Source organism: Inquilinus sp. OTU3971, assembly GCF_038440215.1.
In genome coordinates this window covers 1-17340 of record NZ_JASATH010000180.1, presented here as the reverse complement: position 1 = coordinate 17340, position 17340 = coordinate 1, and the positions used below count along the sequence as shown (strand labels likewise).

15 protein-coding genes and 1 pseudogene are annotated in these 17340 nt (G+C 69.1%); 11 read left to right on the top strand and 5 right to left on the bottom strand.

Features of this window, described 5'->3' with window-relative positions:
- Nucleotides 1–808: bifunctional 5,10-methylenetetrahydrofolate dehydrogenase/5,10-methenyltetrahydrofolate cyclohydrolase (locus AAHM41_RS31940; protein WP_342240675.1), on the bottom strand; the 808-nt coding region annotated here is incomplete at its 3' end.
- Between the two features lie 173 nt (nucleotides 809–981).
- Between AAHM41_RS31940 and folK the strand changes: the two genes are divergently transcribed.
- Nucleotides 982–1476, top strand: a complete 495-nt coding sequence (gene folK / locus AAHM41_RS31935) for a 2-amino-4-hydroxy-6-hydroxymethyldihydropteridine diphosphokinase (RefSeq protein WP_342240674.1) — start codon at nucleotides 982–984, stop codon at nucleotides 1474–1476.
- Here folK and AAHM41_RS31930 read toward each other — a convergent pair.
- The gene (locus AAHM41_RS31930; protein WP_342240673.1) at nucleotides 1473–2507 is read right to left on the bottom strand and encodes a LacI family DNA-binding transcriptional regulator; all 1035 of its coding nucleotides are present in this window, start codon (nucleotides 2505–2507) and stop codon (nucleotides 1473–1475) included. The genes folK and AAHM41_RS31930 overlap by 4 nt on opposite strands.
- 15 nt (nucleotides 2508–2522) lie before the next feature.
- Entirely contained in the window at nucleotides 2523–3605 is a 1083-nt protein-coding gene (locus AAHM41_RS31925) for an MGH1-like glycoside hydrolase domain-containing protein (RefSeq protein WP_342240672.1), read from the bottom strand.
- A gap of 220 nt (nucleotides 3606–3825) precedes the next feature.
- On the opposite strand from AAHM41_RS31925, the gene AAHM41_RS31920 reads away from it, so the two are divergent.
- From AAHM41_RS31920 to AAHM41_RS31910, 3 genes are all read left to right on the top strand, one after another.
- Nucleotides 3826–4377 (top strand): hypothetical protein, encoded by a 552-nt coding sequence (locus AAHM41_RS31920; protein ID WP_342240671.1) that lies wholly within the window; start codon nucleotides 3826–3828, stop codon nucleotides 4375–4377.
- An 8-nt stretch (nucleotides 4378–4385) separates the two neighbouring features.
- The gene (locus AAHM41_RS31915; RefSeq protein ID WP_342240670.1) at nucleotides 4386–4991 is read left to right on the top strand and encodes a hypothetical protein; all 606 of its coding nucleotides are present in this window, start codon (nucleotides 4386–4388) and stop codon (nucleotides 4989–4991) included.
- Nucleotides 4992–5085: 94 nt separating this feature from the next.
- On the top strand, nucleotides 5086–6024 hold the full coding sequence (locus AAHM41_RS31910; RefSeq protein ID WP_342240669.1) for a bifunctional riboflavin kinase/FAD synthetase: 939 nt from the start codon (nucleotides 5086–5088) through the stop codon (nucleotides 6022–6024).
- 183 nt (nucleotides 6025–6207) lie between these two features.
- On the opposite strand, the gene AAHM41_RS31905 is transcribed toward AAHM41_RS31910, so the two are convergent.
- Complete coding sequence (locus AAHM41_RS31905) at nucleotides 6208–6516, bottom strand: type II toxin-antitoxin system RelE/ParE family toxin (RefSeq protein ID WP_342240668.1); 309 nt, start codon at nucleotides 6514–6516, stop codon at nucleotides 6208–6210.
- Nucleotides 6513–6782, bottom strand: a complete 270-nt coding sequence (locus AAHM41_RS31900; protein WP_342240667.1) for a CopG family ribbon-helix-helix protein — start codon at nucleotides 6780–6782, stop codon at nucleotides 6513–6515. The genes AAHM41_RS31905 and AAHM41_RS31900 overlap by 4 nt, the downstream gene beginning before the upstream one ends.
- Before the next feature lie 285 nt (nucleotides 6783–7067).
- On the opposite strand from AAHM41_RS31900, the gene ileS reads away from it, so the two are divergent.
- From ileS to AAHM41_RS31865, 7 genes and pseudogenes are all read left to right on the top strand, one after another.
- Nucleotides 7068–9953 (top strand): isoleucine--tRNA ligase, encoded by a 2886-nt coding sequence (gene ileS / locus AAHM41_RS31895; protein WP_342240666.1) that lies wholly within the window; start codon nucleotides 7068–7070, stop codon nucleotides 9951–9953.
- On the top strand, nucleotides 9950–10486 hold the full coding sequence (gene lspA, locus AAHM41_RS31890; protein ID WP_342240665.1) for a signal peptidase II: 537 nt from the start codon (nucleotides 9950–9952) through the stop codon (nucleotides 10484–10486). Before ileS ends, lspA begins: the two co-directional genes overlap by 4 nt.
- Entirely contained in the window at nucleotides 10483–11124 is a 642-nt protein-coding gene (locus tag AAHM41_RS31885) for a DUF3035 domain-containing protein (RefSeq protein ID WP_342240664.1), read from the top strand. Before lspA ends, AAHM41_RS31885 begins: the two co-directional genes overlap by 4 nt.
- A gap of 80 nt (nucleotides 11125–11204) precedes the next feature.
- On the top strand, nucleotides 11205–12845 hold the full coding sequence (pgi, locus tag AAHM41_RS31880) for a glucose-6-phosphate isomerase (RefSeq protein ID WP_342240663.1): 1641 nt from the start codon (nucleotides 11205–11207) through the stop codon (nucleotides 12843–12845).
- A gap of 115 nt (nucleotides 12846–12960) precedes the next feature.
- Complete coding sequence (gene tam / locus AAHM41_RS31875; protein WP_342240662.1) at nucleotides 12961–13752, top strand: trans-aconitate 2-methyltransferase; 792 nt, start codon at nucleotides 12961–12963, stop codon at nucleotides 13750–13752.
- Between the two features lie 237 nt (nucleotides 13753–13989).
- Complete coding sequence (locus AAHM41_RS31870; protein ID WP_342240661.1) at nucleotides 13990–14802, top strand: MBL fold metallo-hydrolase; 813 nt, start codon at nucleotides 13990–13992, stop codon at nucleotides 14800–14802.
- A 266-nt stretch (nucleotides 14803–15068) separates the two neighbouring features.
- Nucleotides 15069–17340 (top strand): annotated as a pseudogene (locus tag AAHM41_RS31865) (NACHT domain-containing protein); the annotation flags it as partial.

The window sequence follows — 17340 nt, the reverse complement described above, 5'->3', positions numbered from 1 at the left end:
TCTCCTCCCGGCGGGGCCCCCCCCCCCCCCCCACGCCGCCCGGCACCGGCGTCAGTGCCGCAACGATGGGGCGGACGCTGTCGGCGTCGACATCGCCGACCACCCGGCCGTCGACCACCGAGATGCCGGCATCGACCACCACCTGGCCTGGCCGGACCATGGCCGCGCCGACCAGGCCGGGCCGGCCGGCGGCGACGAAGACGATGGCGGCGGCGGCGATCGCGGCGGCGAGGTCGCGGGTGCGGCTGTGGCAGACCGTCACCGTGGCGTCGCGGTTGACCAGCATCGGCGCCAGCGCCCGGCCGACGGCGCGGCCGCGACCGACCACGACGGCGCGGGCGCCCTTCAGGTCGGCCACGGTCTCGGCCAGCTGGATGCAGGCGGCCGGGGTGGCCGGCAGCAGCGCGTCGGCCTCGCGCCCGGCGGCGATCAGGCCGAGATTGTGCGGTGTCAGCCCGTCGACATCCTTCAGCGGGTCGAGCTGCCGGATCGCGATCTCGACATCCAGCCCGGCCGCCAGCGGCAGCTCCAGCAGGATGCCGTGCACCCCGGGATCGGCCGACAGCGCGGCGATGCGGGCGTCGAGCGCGGCTTGGCCGCCGGCGGGATCGACCGTCTCGACCCGGAAGCCGAGGCCCAGCGCGTCGGCGGTGCGCTGCTTGGCGGCGGCGTAGCGGGCGACGGCGGCGTCGTCGCTGGCCACCACCACGGCCAGGCAGGGGCGGAGGCCGGGCGGCACCTCGGCCAGGATCCGCGATCGGATCCGCTCCGCGATCGGCTTGCCCAGCAGGGCGGCGGCTTCGGCCATGGCGAGGTCCCGTTGACGTCCGGCCCGGGAATACACCACCGCGGCGCCCCCGGCTCGACATTTCCACCGGACAAGGCCATAACGCCGCCGCCCCGCGCCACTGGGGCCGCGACACCGATCGGCCGATTCGCGTCGAAGCGCGGATTAGGCCCGGAGCAAGCCCGGAGCGAGCCATGGTCCCCGTCCTGTTCGCGCTCGGCACCAATCTCGGCGACCGCGAGGCCAATCTGCGCCGCGCGATCGCCTGGCTGCGCCGCGAGACCACGGTCGACGCCGTCTCTGCCGTCTATGAGACGGCGCCGATGTACGACACCGACCAGGGCGCCTTCCTCAACATGTGCGTCGCCGCCCGCACCGGCCTCGCGCCCGAGGCGCTGCTGGCACGGCTGAAGGCGGCGGAGGCGGAGATCGGCCGGGTTCCCAGCCGCCCGAACGGGCCGCGGTTGATCGATCTCGACCTGCTGCTCTACGGCGACCGGGTCGTCGACCGGGCGGAGCTGGTGGTGCCGCATCCGCGGATGGCGGAGCGCGGCTTCGTCCTGGCCCCCGCCGCCGACGTCGCCGCAGGCTGGATCCATCCGGTCGAGGGCCGCAGCGTGGCCGAGCTGCTGCAGGCGCTCGGGCCGCTTCCCGACGTGGTCCGGCGGGACGATCTGGGGCTGGGCTAGCCGGACTCCGCGGGCGCCGGCCCGGCCGATCCGCGCTCGATCAGCTCCGGCACGCCCAGCTGCGACGGCGGCGTCTCGCCGCGCAGCAGCGCTAGGACCTGCTTGGCCAGGCGCTCGCCGAAGGGGCGCTGCGAGGTGCGGAAGGTGGTCAGCGGCGGGTTGGCCAGCGCCGCGATCGGGATGTCGTCGCAGCCGATGATCGAGACGTCGACGCCGACCAGGAGGCCGGCGGCGCGCACCGCCTCGGCGGCGCCAAACGCCATCTCGTCATTGCCGCACAGGATCGCCGTCGGCCGCGGCGACAGCGCCAGCAGGGCCTGGGCCTGGCGCCGGCCGGTCTCGGCGGTGTAGTCGCCGCAGCGGTGCCAGGCCGGGTCGGCGGCCAGGCCGGCCTCGGCCAGCGCCTCCTGCCATCCGATCAGCCGCTGCCGGCTGGCATTGACCTGCGCCGGCGTGTTGATCAGGCCGATGCGGCGATGGCCGCGGGCGGCCAGCCAGGCAGTCGCGGCCCGGCCGCTGGCTCGGTGGTCGGCGTCGACGAAGGGCGTCTCCGGCCGCTCGCCGTCACGGCCGAGCATGACGAAGGGGAAGTCCAGCCGGCGCAGATAGGCGGCGCGCGGATCCTCGACCCGCACCCGGGTCAGGATCACCGCGTCGACCCGCCGGCCTTCGACCAGCCGGCGCAGCACCTCGATCTCCTGGCAGTCCGGCGCAGCGCCGGCGACCAGGACGGCATAGCCGGCCGGCGCCAGCACCGCGTCGATGCCGGTCAGGAGCGGCAGGAAATAGCTGTCGACCAGGCCGGCGGGCGACGGCGTGAGCAGGAAGCCGACCGCGTCGGTCCGGCCGCGGCGCAGGGTGCGGCCGAGCGCGTTCGGCATGTAGCCGACCTCGGCCGCCGCCGCCAGCACCCGCTTGCGGGTGTCGTCGGCGACGTCGCTGTGGCCGTTGAGGGCGCGGGAGACGGTGTAGGTCGACAGTCCGAGCGACCGGGCGAGTTCGACGATGCCCACCCGTTTGCGATCCGCCATGCGCCCGTTCCGTCGTCAGTCCTCGAGGCCGGCGAACAGCAGCACCATGGCTGCGGTCGAGGAGACGTCGGTGCCGCCGAGCCCCTCGCCGGTGATCGGGTCGAAGTATTCGCGGAAGCCGCTGCGCGCGGCAACGGCCATGCTGTCGCGGCGGATGCGCGCCGCCAGGTCCTGCCGCCCGGCGCGCTTGATCCCGTCATAGAGCATCCAGTTGACCGGCAGCGAGACCGCGCCGCGCCAGGGCCGCCCGGGATCGAATTCGGGCTGGCCGGGCTCGACGCTCGGCACCGCGACGGCCGCCTGGTCCAGCCAGCGCTCCAGCCGGGCCGGCAGGGCCGGGTGCCGTGTCGCCAGGGCCGGATCGGCATAGAGCGGCAGCAGGCCGCCGATGCCGGGCTGGCGGATCGGCTGCCCGCTGCCGGCGTCGCGCGAGTGATAGGCGCCGTCGGCCCTGACCCAGCACGCCTCCAGCGCCGCCCGGGTCCGGGCGATCATGCGGTCGACCTCGGCCATGCCGGCGCGGTCGTCGGTCATGTCGAGCAGGAAGCGCAGGTCGCGGTTGGCGCGCTGCAGCATGGCGTTGAAGCCGATGTCGGCGACGCGGAACGGGGCCGGCGCGGCATCCCAGGCCGGGCTGCCCGGCATCGCGCTCTCCTCCGGATCGATGATCGCCGCCAGCCCGATGCCCTCGGGATCCCGCGCCGCGGCGAACCAGCGGTGGCAGGCCAGCAGCTTCGGCGCCAGGCTTCGCAGGCGAGGGCGCGACCGCCGCACCCCGAAGCGCTCGAACAGATGGCGGGCGGCGGTGGTGGCGACCGGCGGGTGGGTGAGGCCTGGGGCCGCGGAGCCGTCATCGCCGGGATCGCCGCCATGGACCAGGATGTGCGGCACCATGCCGTCCGGTTCCTGCCCGGCCAGCAGGGTCTCGATCTCGGTCCAGGCGCGGTCCTCGTCGAACTGGGCGAGGCCGATCGCGGTCAGGCTGGAGTCCCAGTTCCGCTGCGCCGCGGCGGGGCTGGCGGCGGTCGGCACGGTATGGCCACCCCGGTCATTGGCCCGGAGGACGGCGATGGCGGCTTCGGTCAGCTCTGCAGTCATATGCTCGCGGTCGGTTTCGGCGGGCCGGCAACGGCGGCGAGTAATTATCTAAAGCTTTATGATAAATAAACATAAAAGCAAGCCGCGGCGATCGGGCTCTGCCGCGAGCCCCTTTACCGCGAGGCGGCGGACGGCCACACTGGTCGGCATGAGGCGCTCGGCGTTATGCGCCCCCGTCATCGTCCTGGCGGCATGGGGGGTGGCCGCCCACGCGGCAGAGATGACGGTCGCGGGGATCACCTTCAGCGACGCGGAAGGCGGCTTCGTGCTCGAATCGGCGACCGGGACCGGGCGGCTCGACGACCCCTTCGTGGTGGTCGAGCGGATCACCGGCAAGGGCGAGGCGGCGCTCACCGTCACCGGGCTGACGCCGGCCTTCGGCAATCAGGTCGGCACCGCGCATCTGGCCGGTTTCGCCCTGGTCAAGGTGGTGCACAACGACACCGCGGAGACCTGGCGCGACTTCCCGGTCGAGCTGCAGGAGCAGCGCGGCGACCAGAGCCCCTATGGCGACGGCCTGTCCTTCGCCCAGGCGCCCGACGCGGTGCGCGGCATCCGCGCCGACCGGTTCACCGTGGCCCAGATGTATGACGAGCCGCGCGACATGGTGCTGTTCCACGACGGCACGGTAGCGCCCGGCGCGACAGTGGTGCTGCGCGTCGTGGTCACCGACAACACTCCGTCGGCGCATTTCTACGTGGTGCAGCGGCGGATCCAGCCGACCGCGTCCCTGCCGCCGCGCTCACGGCGCGTCGCCCGGGCCGTGCCGTGAAAGCGGCGATGTCCGGCCTGCTGCTGTGCCTGTGGTTCGCAGGCGCGGCGCGGGCGGGCGAGGTCTCGGCCGCGGGGCTGGTGTTCAGCGATTCCGAGGGCGGCTTCGTGCTCGAATCCGCCAGCGGGACCGGGCGGCTCGACGATCCCTTCGTGGTGGTCGAGCGGATCACCGGCAATGGCGAGGCGGCATTGACCATCACCGGGCTGACCACCGGCTTCGGCAACCGCATCGCCACGGCCCACCTCACCGGCTTCGCCCTGACCAAGGTCGTGCGCAACGACACCAACCAGACCTGGCAGGACTTCCCGGTCGAGCTGGAGCGGCACCGCGGCGAGGGCAGCACCTATGATGACGGCCTGTCCTTTGCCCAGGGGCCGCATGTGACGCGGTCGATCTGGGCCGAGGGCTTCGCCTCCGGCCGGGTGGTCGACGAGCCGCATGACGGGCTGGTGTTCGAAGGCGGCGCCATCCCGCCCGGCGGCACGGCGACGCTGCATCTGGTGGTCACCGACAACATGCCGGCCGGGCCGATCTATCTGGTGCAGCGCCGCCTGGCGCCGACCGCGCTGCTGCTGCCCGGCCGGCGCCGGATGGGCGCGACACCGTCCTAGCCGGTGGCCGCACTGGCCTGCCCCCTGGCTGGCGGCGCCGGTCCTCGCTATATCCAACGGGCCCGGCACGACCGGCCGGGCCGGGACGAGGGCCATGCAGATCTTCCGCCACACCGAGAACCTGCCGGCAGCGGCGCGCGGCGCGGTGGTCGCCATCGGCAATTTCGACGGCGTGCATCGCGGCCACCAGACCGTGGTCGCGGCCGCCCAGGCCGAGGCGCGGCGGCTCGGCGTGCCGCTCTGCGTGCTCAGCTTCGAGCCGCATCCGCGCAGCCTGTTCCGCCCCGACGACCCGCCGTTCCGGCTGACCCCGTTCCGGATCAAGGCGCGGCTCCTGGAGGCGCTCGGCGTCGACCTGCATGTGGTGCTGCATTTCGACCGGGACTTCGCCGCCCGCTCGGCCGAGGATTTCATCCAGACCATCCTGGTCGGAGCGATGGGCGCCCGCCATGTCGTGGTCGGCTATGATTTCTGCTTCGGCCATCGCCGCGCCGGCACGCCGGAGACGCTGACCGCCTTCGGCCGACGGCTCGGCTTCGGCGTCACCATCGTCACCCAGGCCTCGGACGAGACCGGCGGCCTCTATTCCTCCAGCCGGGCGCGCGAGCTCCTGGCCGCCGGCGACACCCACGGCGCCGCCGAGATCCTGGGCCGGCCCTGGGAGATCGAGGGCCGGGTCGAGCATGGCGACAAGCGCGGCCGCGAGCTCGGCTTCCCGACCGCCAATGTCGAGCTCGGCGATTTCCTGCGCCCGGCCTACGGCATCTACGCCGTGCGCTGCGCCGTGGACGAGGGCGGGCCGCTGGCCTGGCATGACGGCGTCGCCAATCTCGGCATCCGGCCGATGTGGCGGACCGAGACGCCGCTGCTCGAGGCCTATCTGTTCGATTTCTCCGGCGACCTCTACCATCGCCATCTGCGGGTGCAGCTGGTGGAATGGCTGCGCGGCGAGGAGAAATTCGACTCGCTCGAAGCGCTGATCGCCCAGATCGACCGCGACTGCGAGGCCGCCCGGCAGGTGCTGGCGCGGTAATACCAAGGATCGAAAATATTGCCTCGTCATCCCGTGCGCGCTGCGGCGCGAAGTGCCGCTGCGCAGACACGGGATCTCGGCACGATCTCACAGAGATCCCGTGCGCAGCGCATCATTGCATGCTGCGCTGCGCACGGGATGACGGGTCATTGTTTATGGTGCTTGGTATAAGCCGCTACCAAGTCAGTTTGGCCATTCCTCCGCTGGCCAGTCCCGCGCCGTATGGATCACGCGCAGAATAACGACGCTTTCCCCGCCAGCGATCGGTCGCAGCTCATAGGCAATGATGTAGGGGAGGCGGCTCCCCGATTTCTCGTAGGTGCCGGTCACGCGCCCCGGCCGGCCCGTAGCGAGGTTGCCAAGAGCTTCGCCTGTATCTCGAAGGCGATCGGCGATCCGCCTTGCGGCTAGGGGATCATCCCGCGCGATGAACACAACCTGACTTTTGATGTCGTCCAGGGCTTCGCGCGACCAGCCGACAGGCCGCTTCACGAGTTGCCTGATCGCTTCGCTTCCGCCGCCTCGATGGCGGCATAGATTTCAGCCATAGCCTCATCGTGCGGCACGATCCGGCCAGTCTCTGCGTCGGCCATGCCGCGCTTGATGCCCTCGATGATTTCAAGCTCGCGATCGACATAGGCCGCAACCGCTTCGCCGGCGAGGAACGACCTGCTCCGCCGCGTGTCGGCTGCGATCCGGTCAAGCTTTTCTTTTACATCGGGCCTGATCCGGATCGTCATGGTGGTGCTGGCGGTCATCGCACAACCTTTGTGTTGATTTGTACACATTCTAGCACGCTGTCGACTGACTCTCCAGGTCAGTCGCGCGCCTTGACCCCGGGCGCCCATCCGGTACGATGGCGTCCATGCGCAAGCCGGCCGCCCTGTTCCGAATTATCCGCCCGGCCCTCTGACGGGGGTCGGGTCACCGCGCCGCGCGCACCCCTCGCATCATGCCGCTCCACGGCCCGCCGGGTCGTCCGGCTGGCATCCGATCGTCAAAGCGGGTATTGACCCCCGCGTGGATCCACGAGCCCTCATGTCATGACCGCCCAGCCTGCCGAGACACCGGGCGCCGCCGCCGCCCCGGCCGCGCCCGATTACCGATCCACCGTCTTCCTGCCGAAGACGGACTTCCCGATGCGTGGCGGCCTGCCGCAGAAGGAGCCGGAGCTGCTGGCCCGCTGGGCGGCGAACGACCTGCTCGGCCGGATCCGCGCCGCCTCGAAGGGCCGCGAGAAGTTCGTGCTGCATGACGGCCCGCCCTACGCCAATGCCGACATCCATATCGGCCATGCGGTCAACAAGATCCTCAAGGACCTCGTCGTCCGCACCCGGCAGATGCTGGGCCGGGATTCGGTCTATGTCCCGGGCTGGGACTGCCACGGCCTGCCGATCGAGTGGAAGATCGAGGAGAAGTACCGCAAGGCCGGCCAGGACAAGGATGCGGTGCCGGTGCTGCAGTTCCGCGAGGAATGCCGCGCCTTCGCCCGGCACTGGGTCGGGGTGCAGTCGGAGCAGTTCCAGCGCCTCGGCGTGATGGGCGACTGGGCCGATCCGTACCTGACCATGACCGACCCGGCCGAGGCGCAGATCGTCCGCGAGATCCACAAGTTCCTGCTGAACGGTGGCCTGTATCGCGGGCTGAAGCCGGTGCTGTGGTCGGTGGTCGAGAAGACTGCTTTGGCCGAGGCCGAGGTCGAGTACCAGGACCTGACCTCGGACATGGTCTGGGTGCGCTTCCCGGTGACCAGGGCGTCGCGGCCGTCGCTCGACGGCGCCGTGGCGGTGGCCTGGACCACCACGCCCTGGACCCTGCCGGCCAATCGCGCCATGGCCTATGGCCCGGATTTCGAATATGGCGTCTACCGGGTCGACACCGTGGCCGAGGGCAGCCTGGCCCAGCCGGGCGAGACCCTGCTGCTGGCGACGGCGCTGGCCGACACGATGGCGAAGGACCTCGCCGTCACCGGCTGGACCGCGATCGACAAGTTCCCGGGCTCGGCCCTGGCCGGCTCTGTCGCCAGCCATCCGCTGGCGGGGCAGGGCTATGACTTTGAGGTGCCGTTCCTGCCCGGCGGCCATGTCACGGTCGATGCCGGCACCGGCTTGGTCCACACCGCGCCCAGCCACGGCGCCGACGATTTCGATCTCGGCCGCGCCCACGGCATCGCCGCGACCGAGACGGTGACCGAGGACGGCCGCTACCATGTCAGCGTGCCGCTGTTCGCCGGCCATGTGATCTATCGGCCGGACGGCAAGAAGGGCGACGCCAACAAGGTCGTCACCGCGGCGGTCGAGGCTGCAGGCGGCCTCCTGGCCAAGGGCCAGATCCGCCACTCCTACCCGCATAGCTGGCGGTCCAAGGCGCCGCTGATCTTCCGCGCCACGCCGCAATGGTTCATCTCGATGGAGACGAACGGGCTGCGCGAGACAGCGCTGGAGGCGCTGAAGCACACCCGCTTCGTGCCCGAGCAGGGCTACAACCGGCTGTCCTCGATGATCGAGAGCCGGCCTGACTGGGTGATCAGCCGCCAGCGCGCCTGGGGCGTGCCGATCGCGATCTTCGTCGACAAGCGGACCGGCGAGCCGCTGCGCGACCCTGCGGTGTGCCAGCGCGTCGCCGCAGCCTTCGAGCTCGAGGGCTCGGACGCTTGGTACAAGCACGACGCTCAGTTCTTCCTCGGTGAGAACTTCAAGGCCGAGGATTACGAGCAGATCTTCGACATCGTCGACGTCTGGTTCGAATCCGGCTCGTCCCACGCCTTCGTGCTGGAGCAGCGGCCGGAGCTGAAATGGCCGGCCGACCTCTATCTCGAAGGCTCGGACCAGCATCGCGGCTGGTTCCACTCCTCGCTCCTGGAAAGCTGCGGTACCCGTGGCCGGGCGCCCTATGACGCGGTGCTGACGCATGGCTTCACGCTCGACGAGCAGGGCCGGAAGATGTCGAAGTCGCTCGGCAATGGTGTGGAGCCGCAGACGGTCATCGACCAGTCGGGCGCCGACATCCTGCGCCTCTGGGTGGTCTCGACCGACTATTCCGAAGACATGCGGATCGGCAAGGAGATCCTGAAGTACCAGGCCGACGCCTATCGCCGGCTGCGCAACACGCTGCGCTACCTGCTCGGCGCCCTCGATGGATTCCAGGACAGCGAGCGGCTGCCCGCCGCCGAGCTGCCGGAGTTGGAGCGCTGGGTGCTGCACCGGCTGTGGGAGCTGGATGGCACGATCCGCCGGGCGGTCGAGGCCTACGATTTCCACGCCATGTCGACGGCGCTGCACAACTTCTGCGCCGTGGACCTGTCGGCCTTCTATTTCGACATCCGCAAGGACTCGCTGTACTGCGACCGGCCGGACGATCCGCGCCGCCGCGCGGTGCGCACCGTGCTCGACATCCTGTTCGACCATCTGACGGTCTGGCTGGCGCCGATCCTCTGTTTCACGGCGGAGGAGGCCTGGCTGGCCCGGTACGGCGACGGGGCGGATGTCAGCGTCCATCTCCGCACCTTCCCGGAGGTGCCGGAGGCATGGCGCGATGACGATCTTGCTGCGCGCTGGGCCCGGCTGCGCGACCTGCGCCGCGTGGTCACCGGCGCGCTTGAGGTGGAGCGCGCGGCCAAGCGCATCGGCTCGTCGCTTCAAGCCCATCCGGTGGTGCATGCCGGCGCGGCCGAGGCCGAGCTGCTGCGCAGCCTCGACTTCGCCGAGACCTGCATCACCTCGGGGCTGACGGTCGAAACCGGTGCGGTGCCGGATGGCGCCTTCACTTTGGCCGATGTCCCGGGCGTGGGCGTGACCGTGTCTTCGGCCGATGGCCATCGCTGCGAGCGCTGCTGGCGGGTCCTGCCTGAGGTCGGCACGGCCGCCGCCCATCCGGATCTGTGCAGCCGCTGCGCCGACGCCGTCGACGCGATCGGGGCCTCGGCATGACCGATGCGCGGCTGTTCCGGCGCGGCCTGATCATCGCCACACTGATCCTGATCGCCGACCAGCTCAGCAAATGGTGGGTGCTGAAGGTCCTGTTTGGGCTGCCGGAGCCGATCACCACCGCCAGCTGGGCACCGCCGATCCGGATCACCGGCTTCCTCGATTTTGCCATGGTCTGGAACTATGGAATCAGCTTCGGTCTCCTCGCCGGCGACGCGCCGCTGGCGCGCTGGGGGCTGTCGGCGGTCGCGGTCGCCGTCGTCGCAGGCCTTCTGGTGTGGCTTGCGCGCAACGATCGCGGTCTCGTCGCCCTCGGCGTCGGGCTGATCATCGGCGGGGCGATCGGGAATGTGATCGACCGGCTGCGCTTCGGCGCCGTCGCCGATTTCTTGCATTTTCACGCCGGGGAGTATTCCTTCTGGGTGTTCAACGTCGCCGACAGCGCGATCAGCATCGGGGTGATGCTGCTGATCGCCGACAGCCTGTTCGGCCGGCGGGAGCATCCGGTGCCGGCGCAGCAGAGGAACAGATCGTGAGCGGGCAGTCTCGTTTTCTCCAGTCCACCTCCCCTTCCCAGCCCGGCCGGGCGCGGCGGGGCCGGCTGGTCACGCTGACCGGCCTGATCGTTGTCACCCTGGCCGTCGCCGGCTGCGGCGAGAACAGCCAGACCGTGCAGGAGATGATCGGCTACGACCGGTCGACTCCGGACGAATTCGCGGTGATGCCCCGCGCGCCGCTGGCCATGCCGACCTCGATGGACGAGCTGCCGCCGCCGACGCCCGGCGCGCCGCGGCCGCAGGAGGCCCAGCCGCGCGAGCAGGCCGAGGCCATCCTGTTCGGCCAGGGCCAGAAGGTGACGCGCGGCCAGGCCGCCCCGGCCGCGACCGGTCCCGGCGCCGCCGCGGTGCTGGCCAAGGCCGGGCAGGCACAGCCGGACATCCGTTCGACCGTCGACCAGGAGACGACCCAGATCGCGGCCAGCGAGGACGGCCTCGTCGACCGGCTGATGTTCTGGAACTCGAAGCCGCTGCCCGGCACCGTGGTCGACCCCTACAAGGAATCGGCGCGGCTCAACACCAATGCCGAGACCGGCAAGCCGCTGAGCACCGGCGACACGCCGATCATCATCCGCAAGCGCCAGGCGCCGCTCGAAGGCCTCGTTCCGAGCTTCTGAGGGGTGTGAGTTCCACGGGCCGGCCAATGCCGGCCTGTCTTCTTTGATCCGACACGCTGCCGCACCGGAGGCGCCTGCCCATGTCCGATCTGACCCGCTCGCCTGCCTGGACCGCGCTCGACGCGCACCGCACCGCGATGGAGGGCGTGCATATGCGCGACCTCTTCGCCGCCGACCCGAAGCGCTTCGACCGCTTCTCGCTGCGCCTCGGCGAGGTGCTGCTCGACTACTCGAAGAACCGGGTGACCGAGGAGACGCTGGGTCTCCTCTTCGCCCTGGCGCGCCAGCAGGACGTCGAGGGCTGGCGCGACCGCATGTTCGCCGGTGACCTGATCAACGGCACCGAGCACCGCGCCGTGCTCCACACTGCGCTCAGGGCCGAGCTGACCGGCTCGGTCGCCGTTGATGGCCAGAACGTGCTGCCCGAGGTGGCGGCCGTGCTGAAGCACATGCGCGAATTCTCCGACTCCGTGCGCGACGGCAGCTGGACCGGCTATACCGGCAAGCCGATCACCGACGTCATCAACATCGGCATCGGGGGCTCCGACCTCGGCCCGGTGATGGTGTCCGAGGCGCTGCGGCCCTACCAGCACCCGCGCATCACGCTGCACTTCGTCTCCAATGTCGACGGCACCCACATCGCCGAGACGCTGAAGCGGATCGACCCCGAGACCAGCCTGTTCCTGATCGCGTCGAAGACCTTCACGACGCAGGAGACGCTGACCAACGCCCACACTGCGCGGCGCTGGTTCCTGCATTCCGGCGCGCCGGAGGCGGCGATCGCCAAGCACTTCGCGGCGCTGTCGACCAATGCGGCGGAGGTGTCGAAGTTCGGCATCGACACCGCCAACATGTTCGGCTTCTGGGACTGGGTCGGCGGCCGCTACTCGGTGTGGTCGGCGATCGGTCTGCCGGTGATGATTGGCATCGGCGCCGACGCCTTTGAACGCTTCCTGGCCGGCGGCCGCGCCATGGATGCGCATTTCCGCTCGGCCCCGCTGGAGCAGAACCTGCCGGCGGTGCTGGGCGTGCTCGGCGTCTGGTACGGCAATTTCTGGGACGCGCAGACCCATGCCGTGCTGCCCTACGACCAGTATCTGCACCGGCTGCCGGCCTATCTGCAGCAGGCGGACATGGAGTCGAACGGCAAGTCGGTCGACCGCCAGGGCCACCGGGTCGACTACCAGACCGGGCCGGTGATCTTCGGCGAGCCCGGCACCAACGGCCAGCACTCCTTCTACCAGCTGATCCACCAGGGGACGAAGGTGATCCCCTGCGACTTCATCGCGCCGGTGGAAAGCCACAACCCGGTCGACGACCACCACCCGATCCTGCTGTCCAACGTGCTGGCGCAGACCGAGGCGCTGATGGTCGGCAAGACGCCGGACCAGGTGCGGGCGGAGCTGACCAAGTCGGGCCTGTCCGGGGAGGCGCTGGAGGCGCTGCTGCCGTACAAGGTGTTCGAGGGCAACCGCCCGTCCAACACCATCCTGGTGCGGACGATCGACCCCTACACGCTTGGCCTGCTGGTCGCTCTCTACGAGCACAAGATCTTCGTCCAGGGCACCATCTGGAACATCTACTCCTTCGACCAGTGGGGGGTGGAGCTGGGCAAGCAGCTGGCCAAGGCGATCCTGCCCGAGCTGCTGGGCGAGAAGGAGCCGGGGCCGCATGACGGCTCGACCCTGGGCCTGCTCGCCGCGATCCGCGACTGGTCGTGACCTGCCTCAGCCGACTCATATCGAACGCATATGGATCGGCCGGAATCACACTATTGGACATGATGGCAGCCTCGGCTCATCTCTAGGGCAATCGCCCGCGAGCCGAGGACACGCCATGGCCGACTGGAACCCAGCCCTCTACCGCCGCTACGAGGACGAGCGCACGCGCCCGGCCCGCGACCTGCTGGCCCGGGTCGAGCTCGATCCGCCGGAGCCCGGCCGGCCGCTGGTGATCTACGACCTCGGCTGCGGCCCGGGCAATTCGACCGAGCTGCTGGTCGAGCGCTTTCCGGGGGCGGAGATCATCGGCGTCGACAGCTCCGAGGCGATGCTGGCCGATGCCCGCGCCCGCCTGCCGGGCTGCCGCTTCGAGCGGCATGACGTGGCTGTCTGGCAACCGGAGGCGGCGCCGGACCTGATCTACGCCAACGCCACGCTGCAATGGGTGCGGGGGCATGAGACGCTGGTGCCGCGGCTGTTCGGCCTGCTGGCGCCCGGCGGCGTGCTGGCGGTGCAGATGCCCGATAACCGCGAGGAGCCGACGCACCGGCTGATGCGCGCCGTGGCGGGTGACGGGCCGTGGAAAGAGACAATCGGCGAGGCCGCGCTGGTGCGCACCAGGATCCTGCCGCTCGACGACTATTACGACCTGCTGGCGCCGCTCGCGGCCGAGACCGATGTCTGGCGCACCGCCTACCAGCACCCGATGGCGTCGCCCGAGGCGATCGTCGACTGGGTGCGGGGCACCGGCCTGCGGCCTTTCATCGACCCGCTGACCGAGGACCAGCGCGCCGGCTTCCTGGCGGACTACACAAGCCGCATCGCCGAGGCCTACCGGCCGAAGGCGGATGGCAGGCTGCTGCTGGCCTTCCCGCGGCTTTTTGTCGTCGCCCGCCGCCCGCGATAGCTCTTCCCCACGTCGCGGGGGGGCACCACATGGCTGGGACAGTCACGACGATGGAGCCCGCCATGTCGATCCCCCATCTCGCCGCGATCGGGTCGCTCATTAGCGTCCTTCTCCTTCTGGCCGCCTGCGAAGGCGTCGAGGTCAAGCCCTATTCGCGTAGCGGCGGAGGCTCTAGCTTGGGTGCGGGGAGCAGCGGCCGTCATTGAGGCCTCCGCGATCCCGTGACAGGATCGCGGCATGGCTTTCCATCTCTGCCGCACCTGCGGCACCCAATACCCCGACAGCCCGTTGCCGCCCGCCGCCTGCCCGATCTGCCAGGATGAGCGCCAGTTCGTGCCCGAGACCGGGCAGAGCTGGCTGACGCTGGAGGAGCTGCGGCGCGACCACCGCAACGTCTTCACCGCGATCGAGCCCGGCCTCGACCAGGTCCTGGTCGAGCCGGAGTTCGGCATCAGCGAGCGCGCCTTCCTGATCCGGCTGCCCGAAGGCGGCGTGGTGATGTGGGACTGCGTGGCGCTGATCGACGACGCCACCGTGTCGGCGATCCGGGCGCTGGGCGGGCTCCGCGCCATCGCCATCTCGCATCCGCACTACTACACCACGATGGTGGAATGGGCCCGCACCTTCGGCTGCCCGGTGCATCTCCATGCCGATGACCGGGAATGGGTGCAGCGGCCCGACCCGGCGCTGTCCTTCTGGTCGGGCGAGACCCTGGCGCTGGCCGACGGCCTCACCGCGATCCGCTGCGGCGGCCATTTCGCCGGCGCCGCGGTGCTGCATTGGGCGGCGGGGGCGGAGGGGCGCGGCGTGCTGCTCAGCGGCGATACCATCCAGGGCCTGCCGGACCGGCGCTGGGTCTCCTTCATGTACAGCTACCCGAACCTGATCCCGCTGCCGGCCCCGGCGGTGCGGCGCATCGCCGACGCGGTGGCGCCGTATGAGTTCGACCGGCTGTACGGCGCCTTCGTCGGCCGCCAGGTCAGGGTCGATGCGCGTGGCGCCGTGCTGCGCTCGGCCGAGCGCTACATCCGGGCGATCCAGGGGGACTGAGGCGCGTCAGCCGGAGGAATCCAGCTGGGACCGGTCGATCCCCAGCCGCGCCATCTTCTCGTTGAGGGTCCGCCGCGGCAGGTCGAGGATCTCGAGCGCGGCGGCCGTCGTCCCGCGAACTCGATGGATGCCGACGGTCGCAATTATGATGACACGACAGTCTGAGCCGATTGCTACAATCTGGGAGCAGTTAGTCGAGACGGCATGGTTAAGAACGCGGCCACGTCGTCGCCCCGAGCCTGATCGATATTAGTGAAAAGGCGATTGTGACCACAACCTCTGCGAACCCAGTTGCCGGCGCTGCAGATGCGACCGAAACCAAGATTGGGTCGGACACGGCCACGCCGGGCTATTTCCCCCGCCGCCTGCAGTTTTCCGATCCCGAAGGCACAGCGCATCACGTCGATGAAAGCGAGATGCTTGCGACGCCAGGAGCGAAGATTGTTCTCGGCGAACCGGGCCTGGGTAAGAGCGAGCTCATGCGGGAACTGGGGCGCAGACTGGACATGGAGCCAGTCACCGCCGTCCGCTTCATGCTGAGCAAGGATCCAGCCAGGTTCGTTGTGCCGGGAAAGCCACTCCTGATCGATGGGCTCGATGAGGCGATCGCGCGTCGGGAAGGCGACGCGGTTGATACGATCCTGGCACAGATCGAAGCTGCCGGATCCCCGGAGTTTATCCTGTCGTGCCGCGCCCGCGAATGGCAGGCGCGTACCGCTACGAATCTGCGCCAGATCTACAACGCCGAACCGACGATCTTCACGCTTGAGCCATTAGAGCGTGCGGAGGCCGGCACGTTCCTCGTCCAGCGCCATGCGAAAGCCGAGGCGGATCACGTGCTTGATCATCTCGATGCACACGGTCTGGCAGATCTGTATCGCAACCCACTGACGCTCGGTCTGATGGGCCAAGTCGCTGAGCACGACATGCATCTTCCGACGACGCGTTCGGCCTTGTTCGAACGCGTCTGCAAGCTGATTTGGCCTGAACACGATCCCGACCGCCAGGATACAACGCTAGGGCAGGTGACCGAGGATCAGGCTCTTTCCGCCGCGGGCGCGATTGCTGCTGGCCTGCTGCTCGCCGGCGCCGAAGCAGCAAGCTTGGCCGTCCCGGCAGCAGTGCAGGAAGGCGACGTTCGTCTCGCCGATTTGGAGGGGTTGCCTGATGCCGAAGCAGCGCGAACAGTGTTCTCGTCTAAGCTTTTTCACAGTGTGGGTGCCGGACGAGCCAAGCCGATCCATCGGGTGATCGCCGAAAATCTAGGTGCCCGATGGCTTGCGCAGCAAGCGAGCACACCGCGTGTGCAACGCCGGCTGCTCACACAATTGCAGGGGAGCGGCGGTGTTCCGGCCAGCCTCCGTGGCCTGCATGCTTGGCTCGCCTATCACAGCCCATCTATGGCCGAGCGGGTGATCGCCGCAGATCCATACGGTGTCCTGCGTTACGGTGAGACAGCCTGCCTTACGCTATCGCAGGCGAACTGCCTGTTCGATGCGCTTTATGCTCTTGCCAAAGTCGACCCCTATTTTCGTGCTTCGGACAGAGATAGCCACGCAGTCGCTGGCCTGATGGTGCCCGAGCTGCACGACAGGATCGCCGCCGTTATCAGTTCGGTAGAAAGCAACGAGCATTTTCGGTCGCTGCTGATCGAAGGACTCAATACGACTCTACTCGCCGCCGATCTCGCCGCGACTCTGGAAAGCGTAGTGCTGTCCTCCGAACGCTTCTATCGCGAGCGCGAGGACGCCGCAAAGGCGCTGCTTCCCTACCGAGATCGGACATGGTGGCGGCAGGCGATCGCCGATCTGCGCGACGCAGGTACCGAAGATGCAACCCGGCTCGCTCGAAATGTGATTGAGCTTATCGATTGCGACGTAAGTGACGATCTGATCGTCTCGACGATGTTTGCAGAAATTGGAGTGACGATCAGTCCACTTCCACGAGCCAATAAGCGACGTCGCCATATGCTACGCAGCTACAGCCGAATCGTGAGGCTTCTGCCGACGGCTCGACTTGTTGGCGTGCTCGATCTTGTTGTCGATTATGCCAATCTGCTCGACGCTGACGGTTGGCAGATCTGGCATGATGTCGCCGACATCGTCTCGCCCCTCATTGTGCGAGCGATCGACGAAAGGGTGATCGGACCAGAGAACGCGACTGCGTTATGGCGCTGGCTCGGTGTTCTGCAGCACACCGAGCGCTTTAATCGTGGCGCGGAAGGCGATCTCCAGGCCCGGCTCAATGCTCAAGACGATCTGCGCCGCGCTGTTCAACTTCATGTGCTTTACGAGGCGCGTCCCGAGTCGACCATCTGGTTGTCAGATTTGTTGCACTTGGAGCGACGCATGGTCGGGCTCTCTGGACGACTTGGCGATGTGATTTGGCATCTTGAGCGTCTTGCTGGTGCAGACAACAGAGACCCGACACTGCGCGAAGGCTGGCGCGATCTGATGCGGCTTGGTGCTCGGCCGGGCAAAGTTGATCCTGATCTACTCGTGGTTGGCGCAAAGTTCCTGCGAGGTGAGCCGCAGCTAG

What these genes read in the sequence shown, in the direction of transcription:
- folK (WP_342240674.1), top strand. Translation starts at nt 982, where the DNA reads ATGGTCCCCGTCCTGTTCGCGCTCGGCACCAATCTCGGCGACCGCGAG.
- AAHM41_RS31930 (WP_342240673.1), bottom strand. Translation starts at nt 2,507, where the DNA reads ATGGCGGATCGCAAACGGGTGGGCATCGTCGAACTCGCCCGGTCGCTC.
- AAHM41_RS31925 (WP_342240672.1), bottom strand. Translation starts at nt 3,605, where the DNA reads ATGACTGCAGAGCTGACCGAAGCCGCCATCGCCGTCCTCCGGGCCAAT.
- AAHM41_RS31920 (WP_342240671.1), top strand. Translation starts at nt 3,826, where the DNA reads ATGACGGTCGCGGGGATCACCTTCAGCGACGCGGAAGGCGGCTTCGTG.
- AAHM41_RS31915 (WP_342240670.1), top strand. Translation starts at nt 4,386, where the DNA reads ATGTCCGGCCTGCTGCTGTGCCTGTGGTTCGCAGGCGCGGCGCGGGCG.
- AAHM41_RS31910 (WP_342240669.1), top strand. Translation starts at nt 5,086, where the DNA reads ATGCAGATCTTCCGCCACACCGAGAACCTGCCGGCAGCGGCGCGCGGC.
- AAHM41_RS31900 (WP_342240667.1), bottom strand. Translation starts at nt 6,782, where the DNA reads ATGACCGCCAGCACCACCATGACGATCCGGATCAGGCCCGATGTAAAA.
- ileS (WP_342240666.1), top strand. Translation starts at nt 7,068, where the DNA reads ATGACCGCCCAGCCTGCCGAGACACCGGGCGCCGCCGCCGCCCCGGCC.
- lspA (WP_342240665.1), top strand. Translation starts at nt 9,950, where the DNA reads ATGACCGATGCGCGGCTGTTCCGGCGCGGCCTGATCATCGCCACACTG.
- pgi (WP_342240663.1), top strand. Translation starts at nt 11,205, where the DNA reads ATGTCCGATCTGACCCGCTCGCCTGCCTGGACCGCGCTCGACGCGCAC.
- tam (WP_342240662.1), top strand. Translation starts at nt 12,961, where the DNA reads ATGGCCGACTGGAACCCAGCCCTCTACCGCCGCTACGAGGACGAGCGC.
- AAHM41_RS31870 (WP_342240661.1), top strand. Translation starts at nt 13,990, where the DNA reads ATGGCTTTCCATCTCTGCCGCACCTGCGGCACCCAATACCCCGACAGC.